Genomic DNA, 20,253 nt, shown 5'->3' with positions numbered 1-20,253 from the left:
GGCGAACCATGTGCATGGGGGCGCAGCCATCCTGCCCCATGCAGCCAGGGAGGTCTTGCGCGTGGCCGAGTCATGGACCGCATTGTCCGAAGCGCAATTCGCCGCGATGCAGGGCGAGACGTTCGTCCTGCTGCACACGATCGATGCGGAGACCGGATCGCCGACGACGAACGCGATTTCGTGGATTTACGCGCCGAGTCCGACCGTGCTCCGGTTCGCGGTGGACGGGCGTTCCCGCCTCGTGAACAACCTGAAGCAACATCCCGCCTGCTGCGTCACGCTGTTCGCCGGCGGGACGGTTCAGGCCGTATACGGAACGGCTTCGGTCGTGACGGAATCGTTGGAGGGCGTGCCTTTCCGTCTCGTCTGCTTCGACATCAAGATTTCCGCGGTGCGCGACGCGATGTTCTACGGCGCGCGTCTTACGGCGCTGCCGGAGTACGAGAAGACGTACGACCAGCGCGCCGCCGACAAGCTCGACCGACAGGTGTTCGAAGCCATGCGAAAAGCCTGACGGCTCTTTGGCCGTCAGGCTTTTGCCTTGTGTGGTCCGTTACAGGTTGTCGTTCGTCTTCGGCGCGTCCGTCTCCGGCGGATCCCTCAGCTCGATGTCGCGCGGCAGCTGCGGCATGATCCGGCCGATGATGTCGGCCAGCTCCTCGGCGAATCCGGCGACCGGATGACCGGCCTCGATGTCCGCGCGGATCTCGCGGATCCGCTCGTTCAGGTCCATGTCGGCCGTCACGAACGCGTCGATGCCGTACGGATCCTTGCGGAACGCTTCGGCGACGGAGTATTTGATGGTGCCGACGCGCGCCCGGTCGAGATTTTCGTCCACATCGATGCCGACGACCGCCGTGTTGCCGATGACGACGCAACGCGCGTCCTTCACGCCCGGAACGCTTTTCGCAAGCGTTTCGAGATGGCGCGCGACGGCGACAGGGTCGTCGATTTCAAGCTTCCGCATTCCTTCCGCATGCTGCGCCTGTGTTCCGCGATCCGCGCCATCGGACGGAGGCGGGTTTTCACCGCCGTTCCGCTGTCCGCCGCAGCCGGCCGCGGCCAGGACGAGCAGGCCGGCGATCAGGCACCAAGCGATCCGTTTCATCATCGTTCCGCATCCTTTCGTCCTTCGTTGGCCATCCGTCCTTATCGTTGCCACGATCGGCTGCCGTTATGTACGCGCCTGAAGCCGCGGCGGGCGGCTGCAAGCCGCTTCGCCTCCTCAATCCGCTCCGCCGTTCCGGCGGCCGAACCCGATGCGCAGCTCGACGGTCAGCACGCCGTCGTCGGCTTCGACGCCGGAGGCACGGACCAGCGGCACGAGGAGCTGCGGATAGAAGGCGAGATCGAACCTCCGCTCGAGATCGCGGATCGTCGATTCGGGCAGGGTGAAACCGTTGAACACGACGCGCTCGACGTGGAACCGGACCGCGTGTTCCGGCTCGTCCTCGATCGCGTACCGGCCGGCGATCTCCACTTCGATATCGTCGTCTTCGCGCCGGCCGTACGCCGCGACGATGCCGTCGTCGAAGCGGAAGGCGAAATGCTCGAAAAGCGGGTTCTGCTCCCGGAGAAAGGCGTTCAGATCCGCTTCCGGCAGGCGCACCGTGTAGGTGAAGCCCGATCGGCTCACGAGGTCGGACCGTTCGGCAAGCCAGCCGGGAAGGTTCTCCATCGCGTCCGCGAGCGCCCGGAAATGGCGTTCGACCTCGGGCAGGCCGGTGTTCTCCCACCAGGCGATCCATTCCGCGATGAGCAGCCGGAGGCGCTCGATGTCCCCGCTGGAGGAGAGGATCGCGTCCACCTCGGCCCTGAGCCGCAGCACCCGCTCGCGCTGCCCGCGCAGGCGGTTCTCGATATCCCGCAGCCGCTTCTCTTCCGCAACCAGCTCCTCGCGCTCGCGAAGCCACTCTTCCCGTTGCTTCCGGAATGCCTCAAGCGTAAACTTGTCATGGGACAACATTTCGGTCAGATAATCGAGCATGGCGAACAGATCGGACAGGCTGTCGGCGGAGAAGACAGCCCTGATCAGCACGTCCCGCTCGCCCGTGTACCAGGCGCGGAGGATTTCGTCGACCTGCCTCCGGCGCCGGTCGAGTTCGCGCTCCGCTTCGGCGATCCGGACGGACAGCGTCCGGATCCGGTCCTCCGTCTCGCGGCGCTGACCGGCGATCCGTTCGATCTCCTTGTCGAGTTCGACGATGTTCAGGCTTTTCTCGAGCAACTCGTGAATCTCCCCGTCGCTCATCGCGGTTTCGCCCTCGGCGAGCGACGGGGCGGGCGCGGCGGCCCAGAAGAGCATGCAGGCCGCCAGCAGGGCTGCCAGCCTGCGGAATCGCGGACGGTGCAAGGTGCGGGCCCTCCTCTCACGTCCGGGTTGAACACCACGGGACAACACCATGCGTATGCCGGACTTGATCCCATTATAATCGGACGCCGCGGATTTGTCCTTTGCCCGGTCTTCCGGGATGGGCGGCGGGCGTCCCGGAGGCTGGTGAACGATGACGGAACGAGAAGGCAGCGGAAACGCGGAATGGGTGCGGCGGCTGATCCGGCGCATCCGGGAAGACGGACGGACGGGATATGTCCGGGACGGGGACGGAAGCCTGCGCGATCTGCCGGCGATTCCGTTTCGCGATTACATGGCCGCCTGCCTGTATGACGAGGAATACGGCTATTACGCCGCCGGCCCGAACCGGGTCGGACGGGAGGGCGATTTCTACACGAGCGCCGATGTCGGCGGCGTCATGTCCGCCGTTCTGGCGCGCTTTGCGAGCCGCGCGTTCGCGGAAGCGGACGGGGAACCGGCGGTGTTCGAATGGGGAGCGGGCACGGGGCGGCTCGGCATCCGGCTCCTAGGGGAATGGCGGGCCGTCGATCCGGAACAGGCGGCGCGCGTCCGCTACGTGATGGCGGACAGCCACGCCGGCCATCGCGGGACGGCCCGCCGGGCCGCCGAAGCGGCCGGCCTGATGGCGCAGGTCGAAGCGCTCGCTCCGGATGAGGCGGAGAAGCGTCTCCGGGCGGCGGACCGGCCGCTCCTGATCGCGAACGAACTGCTGGACGCGTTTCCTTTTCGCCGGATCAGGCGGGAAGGCGGGCGGCTCTGGGAGATCGGAGCGGCCTGGGACGAGCGGGAAGGAAGGCTGCGCGACGCGCTGATGCCGCTGGACGAACAGGCGCTCGGGCGTCTGGACATGGAAGGCTATCGTCCGGCCGAGGGACAGGAATTCGAGTGGGGAACGGATGCGCTCGCCTGGCTGGAGCGGGTGCTGGGCATCATGCGGAGCGGCCTCGTCGTGCTGATCGATTACGGCGACGAGCAGGACGAGCTGCTCGCGCCGCACCGCATGAAGGGCACGATGCGCTGCTACCGGCGGCACGTCGTGCACGACGACCCCTACCGGTTCCCCGGCGACCAGGACATCACCGCGCACGTCAACTTCACCGCGGTCCGTCGCACAGCGGAGCGCCTGGGATGGCGCACCGTCTGGTACGGCCCGCAGCGGCGGTTCCTGATCGAGCACGGCGCGCTGGAACTGCTCCAGGCGCACGACGGGACGGATCCGTTCTCCGCGGAGGCGCGGCGCAACCGGGCGGTGCGGCAGCTCCTCGTCGACGACGGGATGGGCATGCTGTTCAAGGTGATCGTGCTTGCCGCACCGTAATCCCTTTCCGTGAAAAGGCGACAGCCCCGCGTGAACGCGGGGCTGTCGCTTTGTCCGTCCTTTGTCCGTCTCCCGGATCAGTAGGGAAGTTCCATCACGAAGACGGAATAGTACGTGAATCCGAGGAAGGCGACGATCATATATCCCCAGAACGTCAATATGTAGCTGCGTTCCGACAGGTTCAGATAACCCAGCAGGACGAAAAACGCGGTCTGGAAGAAGAACAGCAGCGCCATCTCCATCAGGCCGCCGGCAAACGCCATCAGACCGATCGCGAGCGTGAAGACGCCGAGCACCCGGAACATGCGTGCCATGTCGATATCCCCCTCTCGTTGCCACGGTTCCCGTAACCTAACGTCCATTATAGCGTCGCCTGCCGTCCGAGTAAACCGCCAACCTTGACGATTCGGCGAATTTTTCGCGACGGGGCCTTCGTTCGCGTGTTAGCATGTCCTTCCGGCGCCGCGTTCATGCGCGGACGTATGGGCCGCGGCGAGATTGGCAATACAATGGAGTATGCGGCAGATTCTATGAACTCTACCAAGGGCATAGGGATAAAACAGGTGATTTTTTCCGTTTGGGAGGTAGTGGCTCGATGGCGGCAATGAGACAGGACGCTTGGACGCCGGAAGACGATCGCATATTGGCTGAAGTGACGTTGCGCCACATCCGGGAAGGCAGCACGCAGCTGGCGGCCTTCGAGGAAGTGGGCGAGCGGATCGGACGGACGAGCGCGGCGTGCGGCTTCCGTTGGAACAGCTGTGTGCGCAAGCGCTATGAACAGGAAATCCAGCTTGCAAAACAGCAGCGACAGAAGCGGAATCAGTTGAAGAAGGCCGGTGCCGGTCAGCAGGCTCAGGGCGGCGGCGATTCCGGCGGACAGGCCGGGAAGAGTACGGCTTTGGAACCGTTGCCCTTCGATGCGCTCATCCGGCATCTGCGGAGCTGGCGCGGCGCCTGGCAGGACGCGATGCGCCGGATAAGGACGCTCGAGAAGGAGCTCAAGGAACGGGACGAGGAGATCCGGGAGCTGAAGGCGAAGAACGAGCAGCTGGCCCGGGAGATGGCGGCCGCCAAGAGCGACTACCGCGCCGTCAACGATGACTACAAGGCGCTGATCCAAATCATGGACCGGGCGAGGCGGCTGGCGGTGATGGAGGAAGAGGAGGAGGCGAAGCCGCGGTTCAAGATGGACGCGAACGGCAACCTCGAGCGGATCGAATAGCGGAGCTAGCGGAGCGTCCGCGGGGGGATCACGGGCGTCAAAAACCGAGGCATGACGGCGTAGGGCCGGGACATGCCTTTTGTCGTTTATGGAAGAATGATACAATGATCCCGACGAGATGGTCGGAGGGATCGGGATGCTGTTCGAGATCGCGGGCGGCGGGGCCGTGGGACTGTCCTGGGCGGTGCGGCTGGCCGCCGCGGGCGCGGACGTCCGGGTGTGGACGCGGACGCGGGAGCAGGCCGAACGGATTCGCGCGGAGGGCGCGGCGCTGACCCTTCCGGAAGGCGTGCTGCGCGCGGAGCCGGATGCCCGGCCCGCGGAGCCGGAGATCGCGGCGGAAGCGGCCGCGTGCGCGGGAAGCCGGGAGCGATGGATCATCGCGGCGATGAAGTCGCATCAGCTCCGGACGGAGCCGGCCGCACGTTTCCTGCGGGCCCTTGCGGGAACGGGAAAGACGCCGGTCATCTGCCTGGCCAACGGCATCGGACACCTGGAATTTCTCGCCGACCGCATGCCCGGCGTGCCGCTGTTCGCGGGCGTCACGACGGAGGGCGCGCTGCGCGAGGGTCCGGCCGTCGTCCGCCTGACCGGTACCGGCCGGACCGTGATCGGCCCGTATGAGCCGCCCGTTCCGTCCGTTCCGGACGGAACGCGTCCGGCCGTCGATGCAAACCGGCAACATTTGCTGGTCTCCGCGCTTTCGTCAGCAGGAATTGAGGCGGTCTTGTCGAACAACATCATGGAACATGTGTACGGCAAACTGCTCGTGAACGCGGTCGTCAATCCGTTGACGGCGCTTTTCCGCGTGAAGAACGGAGAGCTGCCCGCGGATCCCGTCCGTTTCCGCCTCATGAAAGCGCTGTTTCGCGAGACGCTGGCCGTGCTCGCGGCATCCGGGATGCGGACGGACGGCGGAGAATGGGACAGGCTGCTCGACGTGATCCGCCGGACGGCGGAGAACCGCTCCTCCATGCTCGCGGACGTCGAGGCGGGCAGGCCGACCGAAATTGACGCAATCAACGGAGGGGTCGTCCGGCTGGCTCGGCAGGCCGGCGTTGCGGCGCCGCTCAACGAGGCGGTTGCGGCCCTGATCGGCGCGATCGGACCGGGCGAGCCGGGAGGAGGCGAGGAGCGATGGGAGCTTTGTGGGAAGTCGTGAAGCAGGCTTATGGCTATCTGGCCGTCATTCCCGTCATACCGTTTGCGGTGGTCTATCTCGGCACGTTCCTGTATTCGAGGGACCGGAAGCAGTCGATCCGGCTCGCGATGGACGTGACGATGGTGTTTCTGATCGGCAGCGTTGCCGGTCTGTTCAACCAGCTTTTCGGCGGGTCGTTCGGATTTTACGGCATTCTGCTCGTCATGCTGATCTGCGCCGGCCTGCTCGGCAACCTGCAGTACCGGACGAAGGGCCGGTTCGACCCCGTCCGCATTGTCCGGGTCATCTGGCGGATCGGCTTCTTCGTCCTGGCCGTCCTGTACGTCATCTTGCTGTTGATCGGACTCATCCGCACGATTGTCCATGTGTGAAGCCTCCGGCGGACGGAGGCTTCGTTGCTTGGGGCTGCTTCCGGACGCCGGCCGGTCCGGAAGCGCATGCGCCCGGGTTCGGCGATCATCCGTGCGTGGAGAGTGCAGATAGGATGCAAGGCGGACGGGGAAGGGAACGGGCTCGATCGGTTGACGGGCCCGATGAGAAATCGCCCGGTTTTGACGGCTGTCGAGCGCGCTGGTACAATCAGATCGTGACATCTGTGAGCGGAGAGCGCGCGAGGAGGAACGGACGCATCCATGCACGTTCACTGTATGACGAATCCGATCAGTTCGCCCGTCAGCGAAGCCTATGTCCGGGGGGCCGATCCCGAGCTCGCCGCCCTGTTCGGCGGACCCGCCGCCGATCCGGAGGCGTTGCGCCGGCGTGCGGAACGGCTCGAGCGGTCCGGCCGTGAGCGGGCGGACGCGGGCAGGGTCGCGGAGGCGCTGGCGGCGTACAACCGGCGGATCGGCGCCTCCGGCGCGGCGCTCGCGAACATCGACCGGCTCAAGGCGGGAGCCCTGGCGATCGTCGGAGGCCAACAGGCCGGGCTGTTCACCGGTCCCGTGATGGTCATCCACAAGGCGCTGTCCGTCATCCGCGCGGCGCAATGGGCCGAACGGGAGACGGGCCGCCCGGTCGTTCCCTTGTTCTGGATCGCCGGTGAAGACCACGACTGGCAGGAAGCGAACCACGCCTACATCGTTTCAAACGAGAAGGGCCTCGTGCGGATCGCAATCGAGCGGGACGAGCATCCGCGCACTTCGGTCAGCCGGACGAAGCTCGGCCGCGAGCGAATGGAGGAAGCGGTCCGCAGGCTCGCCGAGTCGCTTCCCGATTCCGCGCACAAGCCCGCCCTGCTGGACCGGATCGAAGCGGCGGCCGCCCGGGCGGAGACGCTGTCCGACTGGTTCGGCGCACTGATGGCGGATCTGTTCGCGGAGGACGGCCTCATCCTGATGGACGCGGACGATCCGGCGATCCGCGCGCTCGAGGCGCCGATGTTCCGGCGGATGGTCGCCGAGAACGAGCGGCTGGCTTCGGCGTTCGCTTCGGCCGGCGAGAAGCTCGCCCGGCTGGGATACGCCGCGCAGGCGGAACTGCACGAGAACGGCGCCAACCTGTTCCTGTTCCGCGACGAGCGGTTCGGCGGAATCGGACCGGGCGCGCCGGCGGGAGAGCGGGTCATGCTGTTCCGGGACGGCGGCAAATTCACCGACAAGCGGCGCACGTTCTCGATGGACCGCGGCGAACTGGAGCGGCTCGCGCTGGATGCGCCGGAACTGTTCAGCAACAACGTGCTGACCCGGCCGATCATGCAGGATTATGTGCTGCCGGTGCTTGCGACGGTGCTGGGACCGGGCGAGATCGCGTACTGGGCGCAGGTCGGCGAAGCGTTCCGCGCGTTCGGCATGGAGATGCCCGTCATCGTCCCCCGGATGTCGTACACGGTGACGGACGGCGCGCTTCGCAAGCTCATGGACATGTTCGGGTTGACGCTGGAGGACGTGGGAGAACGCCTGGAGGAACGCAAGCAGGCCTGGCTTGCAAGACATGACAGCCTGCCGGTGGAGCGGATGTTCGCGGAGGCGATCCGGCGTTTCGACGAGCTGTACGATCCGCTGCTGGCCGAGCTCGCCGCCGCGGATGCCGGGCTCGGGGCCCTCGGGCAGCGGAACAGGGAGCGAATCCGGGAGCAGATCCGCTGGCTTGAACGGAAGGCGCTGGAATCGCGGAACCGGCGGTTCGAGGCCGACGTCCGCCGGTTCGACCGGCTCGGCGACTGGCTGGCGCCGGGCGGCCGGCCGCAGGAACGGATGCTCAACCTGACGGCGATGTGGAACGCCTGGGGTCCGGAATGGTTGCAGGCGCTCCGGGCGGTGCCGTTCGATCCCCTCGGCGGCCATTACCGCGTCGATTTGTGATTCGACCCCTTCCCATTGATCATGCGGTGCGGCCGGTCCGGGCCGGCGCCGCGAAGGAGGTAGCCCGATGGGCGTTCTGGAAAGAAGCGTGATCGCCGATATCCGGCTGGCGCCGGAAGGCCGTCTGAAGATCGACTGGGCGGCGGCGCACATGCCGGTGCTGAACCGCATCCGGGAGCGGTTTGAGCGCGAGAAGCCTTTTGCCGGCCTCAAGGTGGCGATATCGCTGCATCTCGAGGCGAAGACGGCCTATCTCGCGAAGGTGATCGCCGCCGGCGGGGCCGAAGTGGCCATTACGGGCAGCAATCCGCTGTCGACGCAGGACGACGTCTGCGCCGCGCTGGTCGAGGACGGCATCACGGTCTTCGCGAAATACAATCCGGGCCCGGAAGAATACAAGGAACTGCTCGTCCGGACGCTGGAGACGAAGCCGGATCTCATCATCGACGACGGCGGGGATCTCGTCGCGATCCTGCACGCCGAGCGGCAGGATCTGCTCGCGAACGTGCGCGGCGGAGCGGAAGAGACGACGACGGGCATCCTGCGCCTGAAGGCGATGGAGCGGGAAGGCGCCCTCCGGTTCCCGATGGTGGCCGTCAACGACGCTTACTGCAAATACCTGTTCGACAACCGGTACGGCACGGGTCAATCCGTGTTCGACGGCATCAACCGGACGACGAACCTCGTCATCGCGGGCAAGACGGTCGTCGTGTGCGGCTATGGCTGGTGCGGCAAAGGCGTCGCGATGCGGGCAAAGGGGCTCGGCGCGAACGTCGTCGTGACCGAAGTGAACGCGATCCGCGCGGTCGAAGCGTACATGGACGGCTTCGCCGTCATGCCGATGATCGAGGCGGCGAAGGTCGGCGACATCTTCATCACCGTGACGGGCAACCGCAACGTGATCCGCGGCGAGCATTACGCCGTGATGAAGGACGGCGCCCTGCTCGCGAACGCCGGGCATTTCGACGTCGAGATCAGCAAGCCGGATCTCGAGGCGATGGCCGAGAGCAGGCGGACGGTCCGCAAGAACATTGAAGAGTACCGGCTCAAGGACGGACGCCGGTTGTACCTGCTCGCGGAGGGGAGGCTCGTCAACCTGGCGGCGGGCGACGGCCATCCGGCCGAGATCATGGACATGACGTTCGCCCTCCAGGCGCTGGCGTTGAAATACGTGAACGAGTCGCACGAACAAATCGGCCGCCGCGTCGTGAACGTGCCGTACGAGATCGACGAAGAGGTGGCAAGGCTGAAGCTCGAGTCGATGGGCCTGTCGATCGACCGGCTCAACGACGAACAGCGGAAATATCTCGAGAGCTGGCAGGAACATTGAGGTTGGCCGGCCGGGAGCAAGTCCCGGCCGGATTTTTTGTTGAACGGGCCATGCACCATTCCTTTTATGCATGGATTGCCCCGCGGCGTTTCCGTCCCGCTGTCCGCGCGCCGCATCCGATGCCCGCAGCTCCCTGTGTCGTGTCCCCGAACCCCTCCGACCGCAGATGGCATGCGCCCATGCCGCCGACGATCGGCCCCTTCACGCTTCCGCACCGCATCGTCCAACGCCCGCCTCATCGCCTCCCGGCCGGCCTGCATTCTTAACCCCGTAAAATATTTATTTCGAAAATGTCCAACGTCAGCAGGAATTGGCTGACAGGTGGCGAATAGTAGATGCTAAGTGGTGTAAAGTGGGGCAAAGTGGGAGATTTGGGGGAAGGAGTGGAACGGCCGGATGTTCATGGGGGAATACCAGCATTCCATCGACGACAAAGGCCGTCTCACGATTCCGTCCAAATTCCGCGAGCATCTCGGCGTGAAGTTCATCGTGACCCGCGGCCTCGACAACTGCCTGTTCGTCTATCCGCAGGCCGAGTGGAGCGTGCTCGAGCAGAAGCTCAAGTCGCTGCCGCTCATGAAGTCGGATGCCCGCGCGTTCGCCCGGTTCTTTTTCTCCGGAGCGGTCGAATGCGAGCTGGACCGGCAGGGCAGGGTAAACCTGCCGAACCATCTGATCGAATACGCGAAGCTCGAGAAGGAATGCGTCGTGATCGGCGTATCGAACCGCGTGGAGATCTGGAGCAAGGCGGCATGGGAAGGCTATTACAGGCAGTCCGAAGAGGCGTTCAACGAAATCGCCGAGAAGCTGGTCGATTTCGACTTCAACCTGTAGCCGACCGAATGGCGGAATCACCACGCCCCGGGGGGAAACACCCTTGTATCATCATGTGACGGTATTGCTTGAGGAAGCCGTCGACGGCCTCAAGGTGAAGCCGGACGGCATTTACGTTGACTGCACGCTCGGAGGAGCCGGCCACAGCGAGCGGATCGTCGCGCAGCTCCGGGAGGGCGGCCGCCTGATCGCCTTCGACCGGGACGAGGCGGCGATCGAGCACGCGCGCGCAAGGCTCGCTCCGTACATGGACCGCGTCACGCTGATCCGGAGCAATTTCCGCCATCTCCGGGAGAAGCTGCTGGAGGCCGGCGTACCGGCGCGGGACGGCGTACCGCAGGTGGACGGCATCCTGTTCGATCTCGGCGTCTCGAGCCCGCAGCTCGACGAGGCGGAGAGGGGATTCGGCTACCGGCACGACGCGCCGCTCGACATGCGGATGGACCGGACGCAGGAGCTTACGGCGGCGGACATCGTCAACGGTTGGGATGAGCGGGCGATCGCGGAGATCCTCGACCGTTACGGCGAGGAGCGGTTCGCACGCCGGATTGCGCGGGCGATCGTCGAGGCGCGCCGGCGGCGGCCGATCGCGACGACCGGCGAGCTCGCCGAGATCGTGAAGGAGGCGATCCCCGCGGCGGCCCGGCGGACGGGCGGCCATCCGGCGCGGCGTTCGTTCCAGGCGCTCCGGATCGCGGTGAACGACGAGCTCGGCGCGGAGGAGGAGGCGCTCCATCAGGCGGTCGCCTGCCTGAAGCCCGGCGGCCGGGTGGCGGTCATCACCTTCCATTCGCTGGAGGACCGGATTTGCAAGCGGGTATTCGCGCAGTACGTCGGGAACTGCACCTGCCCGCCGGACTTTCCGGTGTGCGCCTGCGGCGCGCGCGGGGTCCTGCGGCCGGTCAACCGGAAACCGATCGAACCCGGCGCGGACGAGATCGCGGCGAATCCGCGGGCCCGCTCGGCGAAGCTGAGAATCGCGGAGAAGCTGCCGGACGCGCCTTGATCCGCATCAGGATTCCGTTTGTGTCCGTCTGGACCGATCATCAGCAGAGGGGGAACGACAATGGCCATCATGCACGGCAATCTGGCCATGAAACCGAATAAGCGGCCGGAACGGGAGCCCGAAATACAGGAGGTTCGCAGGAAAATCATCCGCCGCAAGCCGCTCCCCGTTCAGGAGAAGCTGCTGTACCTGTTTACCGTGGTCGTCTGCGTCATGGCGGCCAGCGTCATCCTGTTCCGATATGCGGAGATTTACCGGATGAATCTCGAAATCCGCGAACTGACGCAGCGGTACGAGCAGCTGAACCTGCAGATCAAGGAACTGGAGCGGAAGGTGGAGACGCTCAGCGATCCGGGCGAAATCACGGAGAAGGCGATCGAGCTCGGCATGGTCTATCCCGAGTTCGACGACGTCATCACGCTGGAAGTCGTCGGTTCGTCGGAGCGCACGGCCATGACGGATGCGCGTTGATGACGGATGCGCGGCGATGAAGGATCGGGTGGTTCCGTGGCCAGACGCATCAAGCTGAGATCCCTGGCGATCGGGGGGATCATGACCCTCCTGTTTGCCGTACTGGTGGTCCGCATTTTTGTCGTCCAGGTCGTGCATGCCGATTTCTGGCTTGCGAAGGCGAAGGAGACCTGGTCGGCTTCCGAGACGATCCCGGCGGTGCGCGGCAAAATCACCGACCGGGACGGCAACGTGCTGGCAATGGACGTCGCCGGCTACACCGTGGCGGTCAGCCCGGAGATGCTGAACAAGCTCGGCCTGGTCGACGAGGTGGTGGACGGGCTGCACGAGCTGCTCGGCAAGCCGAAGGACGAACTTTATGATATCGCGACGAAGCGGACGGCGGAGGGCAAATTTTACCGCCAGCGCGAAGTGAGGAACGAAGGCTGGAAAATCGACAAGGATCTGGCCGACCGGATCGCGGCGTTCCGCGAGGAGCTCCGGAACCGGGTCGGGGAGAAGGATGTCGGCCTCTACCTGCTCGAGGAGCAGAAGCGGTACTATCCGAAGAACACGATGGCCGCGCATCTGATCGGCTACGTGAACAAAGCCGGCGAAGCGATGAACGGCATCGAGCTGTCGCTGGACGAGCTGCTGCGCGGCAAGGACGGCCGCATCAAGTACGAGCGGGACGGCAACCGGGTGCAGATTCAGAACGGCCATGTGGAGATCGATCCGGTCGTGCACGGGAAGAACGTGCAGCTGACGATCGATTCGGACATCCAGTACTACATCGAGAAGGCGATCCGGGAAGCCTACGAGAAATACAAGCCGAAGAGCATCACGGCGATCGCGGCCGATCCGGAGACGATGAAGATTCTCGGCATGGCGTCGCTGCCGTCCTACAATCCGAACGTGTATTGGGAGGCGGAGCCGGGCGCCGATTTCGACTACGCGATCAAGGGGCTGTACGAGCCGGGCTCGACGTTCAAAATCGTGACGCTCGCCGCCGCGGTCGAGGAAGGCGTGTTCGATCCGGACGAGACGTACAAGTCCGGGAGCATCACGGTCGCCGGCCGCACGATCCGCGACCACCGGCGCGAGGGCTGGGGCGAGATCACGATGCTGGAGGGGCTCAAACTGTCCAGCAACGTGGCGTTCGTCAAGCTCGGCTACGAGAAAATGGATTCCGCCACGCTGAAACGGTACATCGACGCGTTCGGCTTCGGCCAGCCGACGGGCATCCCGCTCAAGGGCGAGGTGTCCGGCATGGTCGCGCCGCGCTACGCGACGGAATGGGCGACGCTCACCTTCGGCCAGGGCCGCGTGCAGGTGACGCCGATCCAGCAGGTCACGGCGGTGGCGGCGATCGCGAACGGCGGCGTGCTGATGCAGCCGCAGCTCGTCGAATCGATCGAAGATCCGAACGACGGCACCGTGCAGCGCGTCGAGCCCAAGGTCGTGCGGCGCGTCATCTCCGAAGAAACGGCGCGCAAAGTGAGCGAATATCTGGAACAGGTGGTCGTCGACGGCACGGGGAAGAACGCGTACATCGAGGGTTACCGCATCGCGGGCAAGACCGGCACGGCGCAGAAGGTCGTGAACGGCGAGTACGCGGAGGGCAAATACATCGTCTCCTTCATCGGATACGCGCCGGTCGAGGACCCGAAGGTCGTCGTGTACGTCGTCGTCGACGAGCCGAACGATCCGTATGCGGGCGGCGGCTCCGTCGCGGCGCCGGTGTTCAGGGAGATCATGCTGCAGAGCCTCCGGCATCTCGGCATCGCGCCGTCGAACGCGGTGAAGGCGCTGAATGCGGGAGCGCGCAGGGGAAAGGTGGTCACGGTGCCCGACGTCACGGAGCTCACCGTCCCGCAGGCCCGCGAGGAGCTGCGTGCGCGTTCGTTCAGCTTCGAAGTCGTGGGCAGCGGCACCGAGGTGCTGCAACAGATCCCGAAGGCGGGTTCGATCGTCTCGCCTTCGCAGCGGATCTATCTGATCACGGAGGAGCGAAGCAAGCTGCAGGTGCCCCATCTGGCCGGGCTGCCGCTGCGCGACGCGCTCGAAATCTGTTCGCTGCTCGAAATGCGCTGCTTCGTCGAGGGGGAAGGGTTCGTCAAATCCCAATCGCTGTCGGAGGGCCCGGACGGCCGGGTGCTGCGCCTCGAGCTGGAGCCGCCGGGCGTTCCGGTCGTGCCCCCGGACGGCGGCACGGCGGAAGCAGGCGGAACGGCCGGCGAAAAGGGCGAATCCTCCGGCGAAGAGAAACAAGGCCCGGAAGAAGCGGCGGAGGCCGAAGGCGGCGGAGGCTGACGCTCCGGGCCTGTTCTACTTGCGGACTCGTCCGAATAGGCTGGGAGAGAAGCGGAGCTTGAAGCTCCCACCCCGCCCTTTCGGAGGAGATCGGCATGCGCAACCGGATTTCGGGCCTTACGGTCAGGCGGAGGCTTTTCCGGATTCTGATCGGCGGCATCGTCGCGTTTCTCGCGCTGATCGTCCGGCTCGGCTATGTGCAGCTGTGGGAAGGTGACGAACTGGCGGCCCGCGCGGAAGCGTCCTGGCGCCGGAACATCCCGGTTACGGCGAAACGCGGCGAGATCCTGGACCGGAACGGCGTCCGGCTCGCCTACAACATCAGTTCGCCGACGGTCATGGCCATCCCGGCCCAGATCCGCGATCCCGGAGAGACGGCCGAGAAGCTCGCGCTCGCCCTCGACATGAAGAAGGAGGACGTCTACCGCCTCGTGACGAAGCGGGAGCTGATCGTCCGCATCCAGCCGGGCGGCCGCAAAATATCGGCGGAGAAGGCGGCGGAAATCCGCGCGATGAACCTGCCGGGCATCGTCGTCGCCGAAGACAACAAGCGGTATTATCCGTACGGCAGCCTCGCGGCGCATGTGCTCGGCTTCACGGGCATCGACAACCAGGGGCTGACCGGCGTCGAACTGTACTACGACCAGATGCTGAGCGGCATCTCCGGCAGCGTGTCGTTCCTCGCGGACGCGGGCGGCCGCAGGATGCCGGGTTCCGCGGATGTCTACCACGAGCCGAAGGACGGCCTCCATCTGCAGCTTACGATCGACTACATGATTCAGACGATCATCGAACGCGAGCTTGACGACGCGATGGCGCGGCTCGAGCCGAACGCCGCGCTCGCGATCGCGATGAATCCGAACACGGGCGAAATTCTCGGCATGGCGAGCCGGCCGACCTACGAGCCGGACCGCTACCGGGAGGCGCCGCCCGAGGTGTACAACCGGAATCTTCCGATCTGGATGACCTACGAGCCGGGTTCGACGTTCAAGATCATCACTTTGGCCGCCGCGCTCGAGGAAGGGAAAGTCGATCTGCATCACGAAAGGTTTCACGACCCGGGTGCGATCGAAGTCGGCGGCGCGCGGCTCCGCTGCTGGAAGAAGGGCGGGCACGGCAGCCAGACGTTCCTCGAGGTGATCGAGAATTCGTGCAACCCGGGCTTTGTGGCGCTCGGGCAGCGGCTCGGCAAGGAAACGCTGTTCCGGTATATCCGCGATTTCGGCTTCGGCGCGAAGACCGGCATCGATCTGAAGGGCGAGGAGAACGGCATTCTGTTCAAGCTCGACCGGGTCGGACCGGTCGAGCTGGCGACGACGTCGTTCGGCCAGGGCGTGTCGGTCACGCCGATCCAGCAGGTCGCGGCGATATCGGCGGCGATCAACGGCGGCACGCTGTACCGGCCGCATGTCGCGAAGGCGCTGATCCGCCCCGATACCGGCGAGGTCGTGCAGCGCTTCGAGCCGCAGGCGGTGCGGCGCGTCATCTCGCCGGAGACGTCGAAGAAAATCCGCGAAGCGCTCGAAAGCGTCGTGGCTCGCGGGACGGGGCGCAACGCGTTCATTGACGGCTACCGGGTCGGCGGCAAGACGGGCACGGCGCAGAAGGTCGTGAACGGGCGCTATTCGCCGACCGAGCACATCGTTTCGTTCATCGGTTTCGCGCCGGCGGACAATCCGCAGATCATCGTCTACGTCGCCGTCGACAATCCGAAGGGCATCCAGTTCGGCGGCGTCGTCTCGGCGCCGATCGTGCGGAACATCCTCGCCGACGCGCTGCCGGAACTGGGCGTGAAGCCGCGAAAAGATCAGCTCGAGCGAAAGCTGACTTACGGCGACACGCCGATCGTCACCGTGCCGAATCTGGTCGGCAAGTCGGTGTCCGATCTGTATGAGGATTTGAACATGAACTTCAACCTCGCCGCCTCCGGTTCCGGCACGATCGTGATCCGGCAGGCGCCGGCGGCGGGCGAGCGGGTGGAGCGGGGATCGACGATCCGCATCTACCTGGGCAGGGACGACGCCTAGATTCGCGCAGGCCCGTCCATAATGGAAACTATCGGGATGCAGTCAGGGAGGTACGGCGCATGCGGCTCAGTGATCTCGCGGCTACTCTCGCCATGGCGCGGCTGGAGGGCGAAGACCTCAGGCCCGGCGGGCTCTGCGCGGATTCCCGCAAGGTGAAACCCGGCGACCTGTTCTTCTGTCTGCCGGGACATACGGTGGACGGCCACGATTTTGCGGCGGAGGCCGTGGCGCGCGGCGCCGCGGCGCTCGTCGTCGAGCGCCGCCTGCCCCTCGGCGTGCCGCAGATCGTGGTGAAGGACAGCCGGCTCGCGCTCGCGGTCATGTCCGACCGGTTCTACGGATCCCCGAGCGCGCGGGTGAAGGTGATCGGCGTCACCGGCACGAACGGCAAGACGACGACAACGCATCTCATCGAGCGCATCCTGCAGGAGGCCGGGCGAACCTGCGGCGTCATCGGCACGATCGAAGCCCGCTACGCGGGCCGGTCGCTGCCGATGTCGACGACGACGCCCGACAGCCTCGAGCTGCAGCGGCTGCTCGCCGGCATGGCGGCAGAGGGCACGGGCTATTGCGCGATGGAGGTGTCGTCGCACGCGCTCGAGCAGGGGCGGGTCAAGGGCGTGAAGTTCCGGACGGCGATTTTCACGAACCTGACCCAGGACCACCTCGACTACCACGGCACGATGGAGCGGTACGCCGCTGCGAAGGAACTCCTGTTCTCCCGCCTCGGCAACGTCTATCCCGCGGAACCGGACGAGCGGTCGTACGCGGTGCTGAATGCCGACGATCCCGCGTCGGCCGCGTTTGCGCGCGCGACGGCGGTGGAGACGGTCACTTACGGCATCGACCGGCCGGCGGACGTGCGCGCGGAAGACATCCGCATCACGGCGCGGGGGACGTCGTTCCGGGCGGTCACGTTCCGCGGCGAGGCGGACATCGCGCTGCGGCTCGTCGGCAAGTTCAACGTGTACAACGCGCTCGCGGCGATCGCCGCCGCGCTCCTCGAGGAAATTCCGCTCGAGGTCGTCAAGACGGGGCTGGAGCGCGTGCCGGGCGTGCCGGGCCGGGTCGAGGCGGTCGACGCCGGCCAGCCGTTCGCGGTGATCGTCGATTACGCCCATACGCCGGACGGGCTCGAGAACGTGCTCCGGGCGGTGAAGGAGATTGCGGAGCGGCGGCTCATCCTCGTCTTCGGCTGCGGCGGCGACCGCGACCGCGGGAAGCGACCGATCATGGGCAAAATCGGCGCCCGCTATGCCGACTATTGTATCCTCACCTCCGACAATCCGCGGACCGAGCAGCCCGAGGCGATCCTGGACGACATCGAGGCGGGGCTCAGGGAGGATCGGGTGCCGGCGGATCGCTACGAGCGGATCGCGGACCGGCGCGCGGCGATCGAAAAAGCGGTTGAAATGGCAAGCCCGGGGGATGTAGTATTGATTGCGGGCAAGGGCCATGAAACCTATCAGATCATCGGCCATCGCAGAATCGATTTCGACGACCGGCTCGTCGCCGGCGAAGCGATAAGGAGAAGACGGACGTGATCAGGCGTACGACGGCGCAGCTTGCCGCCATGTGCGGCGCGGAGATGAACGAGGCCGCGGCGCGGATCGCAGAGACCGAAGTTCGCGGCGTGTCGACGGATTCGCGGCGGCCGGCCGAAGGGACGCTGTTCGTGCCGCTCAGGGGGGCGCGGTTCGACGCGCACGACTACGCGGCGGACGCGTTCGCGGGCGGCGCGGCGGTCTCGCTCTGGCAGGCCGGACGCCCCGTTCCGGAGGCGCTCTCCGGCCGTCCGCTGCTCTTCGTGGACGACACGCTGGCCGCGCTGCAGCGGCTTGCCGCCGCCTACCGCCGCGAGCTTGGCGTGAAAGTCGTCGGCATCACCGGCAGCAACGGCAAGACGACGACGAAGGACTTGGCGGCGTCCGTCCTCGCGCAGCGATACCGGGTGCACAAGACCGAAGGCAATCTCAACAACCACATCGGGTTGCCGCTTACGATTCTCGCGATGGATGAAGATACGGAAGCGGCCGTGCTCGAGATGGGGATGAGCGGCTTCGGCGAGATCGAGCGGCTTGCGCGCATCGCCCGGCCCGATGTCGCCGTCATCACGAATGTCGGCGACGCCCATCTCCTGCAGCTCGGGTCGCGGGAGGGAATCGCGAAGGCGAAGCTCGAAATGGCCGCCGGACTGAAAGAAGGCGGCGTCCTGCTCATTAACGGAGACGAGCCGCTCCTCCGGGAAGGCGCGAAGCGGGCGCCGGGATACGGCGCCTGGCGCCTCGAGACGTTCGCGCTCGAGGCGCGGGACGGATGGTCTGCGGAGATCACCGCCGTCACGGCGACGGAGACGGCGTTCACGATCCGCCCGCCCGAAGGGCCCGCATGGCCGGGCGAATTCCGGGTGCCGGCGCCGGGCCGGCACAACGCGGCGAACGCGCTGGCGGCCGCCGCCGTCGGCGCGCTGTTCGGCCTCGGGCCCGAAGAAATCCGGCGCGGACTTCAGTCGGTCCGGCTGTCGGGCATGCGGCTCGAGACCGTCACCGCCGCGTGCGGCGCAGTCGTGCTGAACGACACCTACAATGCGAGCCCGGCCTCCGTGAAGGCGATGATCGCCTTCGTCGGAGAGCTGGAAGGCTACAGGCGCAAATGGCTCGTCCTCGGCGACATGCTGGAACTCGGGCCGGAGGAGGACCGGCTCCACTACGAGACCGGAGCGTGCGCAGACCCCGACCGGATCCATGCGGTGCTGGCCGTCGGCGAACGGTCGAAGCACACGGTCCGCGGCGCCGCGGAACGGCTCGGGCCGGATCGGGCGATCCATTTCGCGGACAAGGATGCCCTCGTCCGCCGGCTGCTTGCGGAGCTTTCGCCGGACGATCTCGTGCTGGTGAAGGGCTCGCGCGGCATGCGGATGGAAGAAATCGTGCACGCGCTTGTCCGGGGTTAGGAGGAGACCTTTTTTGGATATACCTGTACTGTTGCTCCCGCTCGGCGTGTCCTTTCTGATCGCCGTGCTGCTGGGGCCGCTGGCCATCCCGCTGCTCCGGCGCCTCAAGTTCGGCCAGCAGGTGCGGTCCGACGGACCGCAGACCCATCTGAAGAAAGCGGGCACGCCGACGATGGGCGGCATCATCATCCTGCTGGCCGCCGCCGTGTCGTTCCTCCGATACGCCGAATATACGGCGCCATTCTGGGTGCTGCTCACCGCCATGCTCGGATTCGGGCTGGTCGGCTTTCTGGACGATTCCATCAAGATCGCCATGAAGCGCTCGCTCGGCCTCACCGCGCGGCAGAAGCTGCTGGGGCAGCTCCTGGTCGGCGCCGTCATCTGCGTCATCCTGTACCTTGCGGGGCATGACACGCGGCTTGCGGTGCCGGGAACGGACATCAGCTTCGATCTTTACCTTTTCTATTATCCGTTCGTCATCCTGATGTTCATGGCGGTCGGCAATGCCGTCAACTTCACGGACGGCGTCGACGGCCTGCTGTCCGGGACAAGCGCGATCGCGTTCGCGGCGTTCGCGATCGTGGCGCTCAGGGCCGCCGAACCGGAAGCGGCCGTCTTTTCCGCCGCGATGATCGGCGCCGTGCTCGGGTTTCTCGTGTACAACGCCCATCCCGCGAAGGTGTTCATGGGCGACGCCGGCTCCCTCGGCATCGGCGGCGGGCTCGCGGCGGTCGCGATCCTGACGAAGACCGAGCTCCTGTTCATCGTGATCGGCGGCATCTTCGTGATCGAGATGCTGTCGGTCGTGCTGCAGGTTGCCTCGTTCAAACTGCGCGGCAAGCGGATTTTCCGCATGAGCCCGATCCATCACCATTTTGAATTGGGCGGCTGGTCGGAATGGAAGGTCGTCACGATGTTCTGGGCGGCCGGATTCCTGTTCGCCGCCGCCGGCCTCATGCTGAACGGCGCGGTGTAGCCGTCC

Annotated in this window: 18 protein-coding genes; 15 read left to right on the top strand and 3 right to left on the bottom strand. The window is 65.9% G+C overall.

Annotated elements, in window-relative coordinates; all coding sequences use genetic code 11:
• Positions 1-61 precede the first annotated feature (61 nt).
• A complete protein-coding gene (locus tag A9Z00_RS05330; protein WP_296975130.1) occupies positions 62-514 on the top strand; it encodes a PNPOx family protein in 453 nt (150 codons plus the stop codon).
• 39 nt (positions 515-553) lie between these two features.
• Here A9Z00_RS05330 and A9Z00_RS05325 read toward each other — a convergent pair whose 3' ends face one another.
• Together A9Z00_RS05325 and A9Z00_RS05320 are read right to left on the bottom strand one after the other, a co-directional pair.
• A complete protein-coding gene (locus A9Z00_RS05325; protein WP_483316271.1) occupies positions 554-1,108 on the bottom strand; it encodes a YhcN/YlaJ family sporulation lipoprotein in 555 nt (184 codons plus the stop codon).
• A 117-nt stretch (positions 1,109-1,225) separates the two neighbouring features.
• The gene (locus tag A9Z00_RS05320; protein ID WP_296975128.1) at positions 1,226-2,353 is read right to left on the bottom strand and encodes a coiled-coil domain-containing protein; all 1,128 of its coding nucleotides are present in this window, start codon (positions 2,351-2,353) and stop codon (positions 1,226-1,228) included.
• A gap of 151 nt (positions 2,354-2,504) precedes the next feature.
• On the opposite strand from A9Z00_RS05320, the gene A9Z00_RS05315 reads away from it, so the two are divergent.
• The gene (locus A9Z00_RS05315) at positions 2,505-3,671 is read left to right on the top strand and encodes a class I SAM-dependent methyltransferase (protein ID WP_296975127.1); all 1,167 of its coding nucleotides are present in this window, start codon (positions 2,505-2,507) and stop codon (positions 3,669-3,671) included.
• A 77-nt stretch (positions 3,672-3,748) separates the two neighbouring features.
• On the opposite strand, the gene A9Z00_RS05310 is transcribed toward A9Z00_RS05315, so the two are convergent.
• Complete coding sequence (locus A9Z00_RS05310; RefSeq protein ID WP_296975126.1) at positions 3,749-3,985, bottom strand: DUF2626 family protein; 237 nt, start codon at positions 3,983-3,985, stop codon at positions 3,749-3,751.
• Positions 3,986-4,266: 281 nt separating this feature from the next.
• Here A9Z00_RS05310 and A9Z00_RS05305 point away from each other — a divergent pair, with 281 nt between their 5' ends.
• The 13 genes from A9Z00_RS05305 to mraY all read left to right on the top strand — a co-directional run bounded on the left by A9Z00_RS05305 (position 4,267) and on the right by mraY (position 20,247).
• Positions 4,267-4,896 (top strand): RsfA family transcriptional regulator, encoded by a 630-nt coding sequence (locus A9Z00_RS05305; RefSeq protein WP_296975125.1) that lies wholly within the window; start codon positions 4,267-4,269, stop codon positions 4,894-4,896.
• Positions 4,897-5,032: 136 nt separating this feature from the next.
• The gene (locus A9Z00_RS05300) at positions 5,033-6,058 is read left to right on the top strand and encodes a ketopantoate reductase family protein (RefSeq protein WP_296975124.1); all 1,026 of its coding nucleotides are present in this window, start codon (positions 5,033-5,035) and stop codon (positions 6,056-6,058) included.
• Entirely contained in the window at positions 6,034-6,429 is a 396-nt protein-coding gene (locus A9Z00_RS05295; protein ID WP_296975123.1) for a DUF3397 domain-containing protein, read from the top strand. The genes A9Z00_RS05300 and A9Z00_RS05295 overlap by 25 nt, the downstream gene beginning before the upstream one ends.
• A 261-nt stretch (positions 6,430-6,690) precedes the next feature.
• Entirely contained in the window at positions 6,691-8,358 is a 1,668-nt protein-coding gene (gene bshC / locus A9Z00_RS05290) for a bacillithiol biosynthesis cysteine-adding enzyme BshC (RefSeq protein ID WP_296975122.1), read from the top strand.
• A 67-nt stretch (positions 8,359-8,425) separates the two neighbouring features.
• Positions 8,426-9,688: an adenosylhomocysteinase gene (locus tag A9Z00_RS05285; RefSeq protein WP_296975121.1), complete on the top strand. Its 1,263-nt coding sequence runs from the start codon at positions 8,426-8,428 to the stop codon at positions 9,686-9,688.
• A 396-nt stretch (positions 9,689-10,084) separates the two neighbouring features.
• Positions 10,085-10,522 carry a division/cell wall cluster transcriptional repressor MraZ gene (mraZ, locus tag A9Z00_RS05280; protein WP_296975120.1) on the top strand — a complete coding sequence of 146 codons (438 nt, stop codon included), beginning with the start codon at positions 10,085-10,087 and terminating at the stop codon, positions 10,520-10,522.
• Between the two features lie 43 nt (positions 10,523-10,565).
• Positions 10,566-11,528, top strand: coding sequence for a 16S rRNA (cytosine(1402)-N(4))-methyltransferase RsmH (gene rsmH, locus A9Z00_RS05275; protein WP_296975119.1), 963 nt, complete (start codon positions 10,566-10,568; stop codon positions 11,526-11,528).
• Between the two features lie 60 nt (positions 11,529-11,588).
• Positions 11,589-11,999 (top strand): cell division protein FtsL, encoded by a 411-nt coding sequence (gene ftsL2 / locus A9Z00_RS05270; protein WP_296975118.1) that lies wholly within the window; start codon positions 11,589-11,591, stop codon positions 11,997-11,999.
• 36 nt (positions 12,000-12,035) lie between these two features.
• On the top strand, positions 12,036-14,291 hold the full coding sequence (locus A9Z00_RS05265; protein WP_296975117.1) for a penicillin-binding transpeptidase domain-containing protein: 2,256 nt from the start codon (positions 12,036-12,038) through the stop codon (positions 14,289-14,291).
• Positions 14,292-14,386: 95 nt separating this feature from the next.
• Positions 14,387-16,318 (top strand): stage V sporulation protein D, encoded by a 1,932-nt coding sequence (locus A9Z00_RS05260; protein ID WP_296975116.1) that lies wholly within the window; start codon positions 14,387-14,389, stop codon positions 16,316-16,318.
• 59 nt (positions 16,319-16,377) lie between these two features.
• Positions 16,378-17,862: a UDP-N-acetylmuramoyl-L-alanyl-D-glutamate--2,6-diaminopimelate ligase gene (locus A9Z00_RS05255; protein ID WP_296975115.1), complete on the top strand. Its 1,485-nt coding sequence runs from the start codon at positions 16,378-16,380 to the stop codon at positions 17,860-17,862.
• On the top strand, positions 17,859-19,271 hold the full coding sequence (locus A9Z00_RS05250; protein WP_296975114.1) for a UDP-N-acetylmuramoyl-tripeptide--D-alanyl-D-alanine ligase: 1,413 nt from the start codon (positions 17,859-17,861) through the stop codon (positions 19,269-19,271). Before A9Z00_RS05255 ends, A9Z00_RS05250 begins: the two co-directional genes overlap by 4 nt.
• Before the next feature lie 13 nt (positions 19,272-19,284).
• Positions 19,285-20,247, top strand: a complete 963-nt coding sequence (gene mraY, locus A9Z00_RS05245) for a phospho-N-acetylmuramoyl-pentapeptide-transferase (protein ID WP_296975113.1) — start codon at positions 19,285-19,287, stop codon at positions 20,245-20,247.
• The last annotated feature ends 6 nt before the right edge of the window (positions 20,248-20,253 follow it).

It is taken from the genome of Thermobacillus sp. ZCTH02-B1 (assembly GCF_002159085.1).
Classification (GTDB): Bacteria; Bacillota; Bacilli; order Paenibacillales; family Paenibacillaceae; genus Thermobacillus.
Note: the sequence above shows the minus strand (reverse complement) of the source record. Positions and strands in the feature narration are given on the sequence as shown.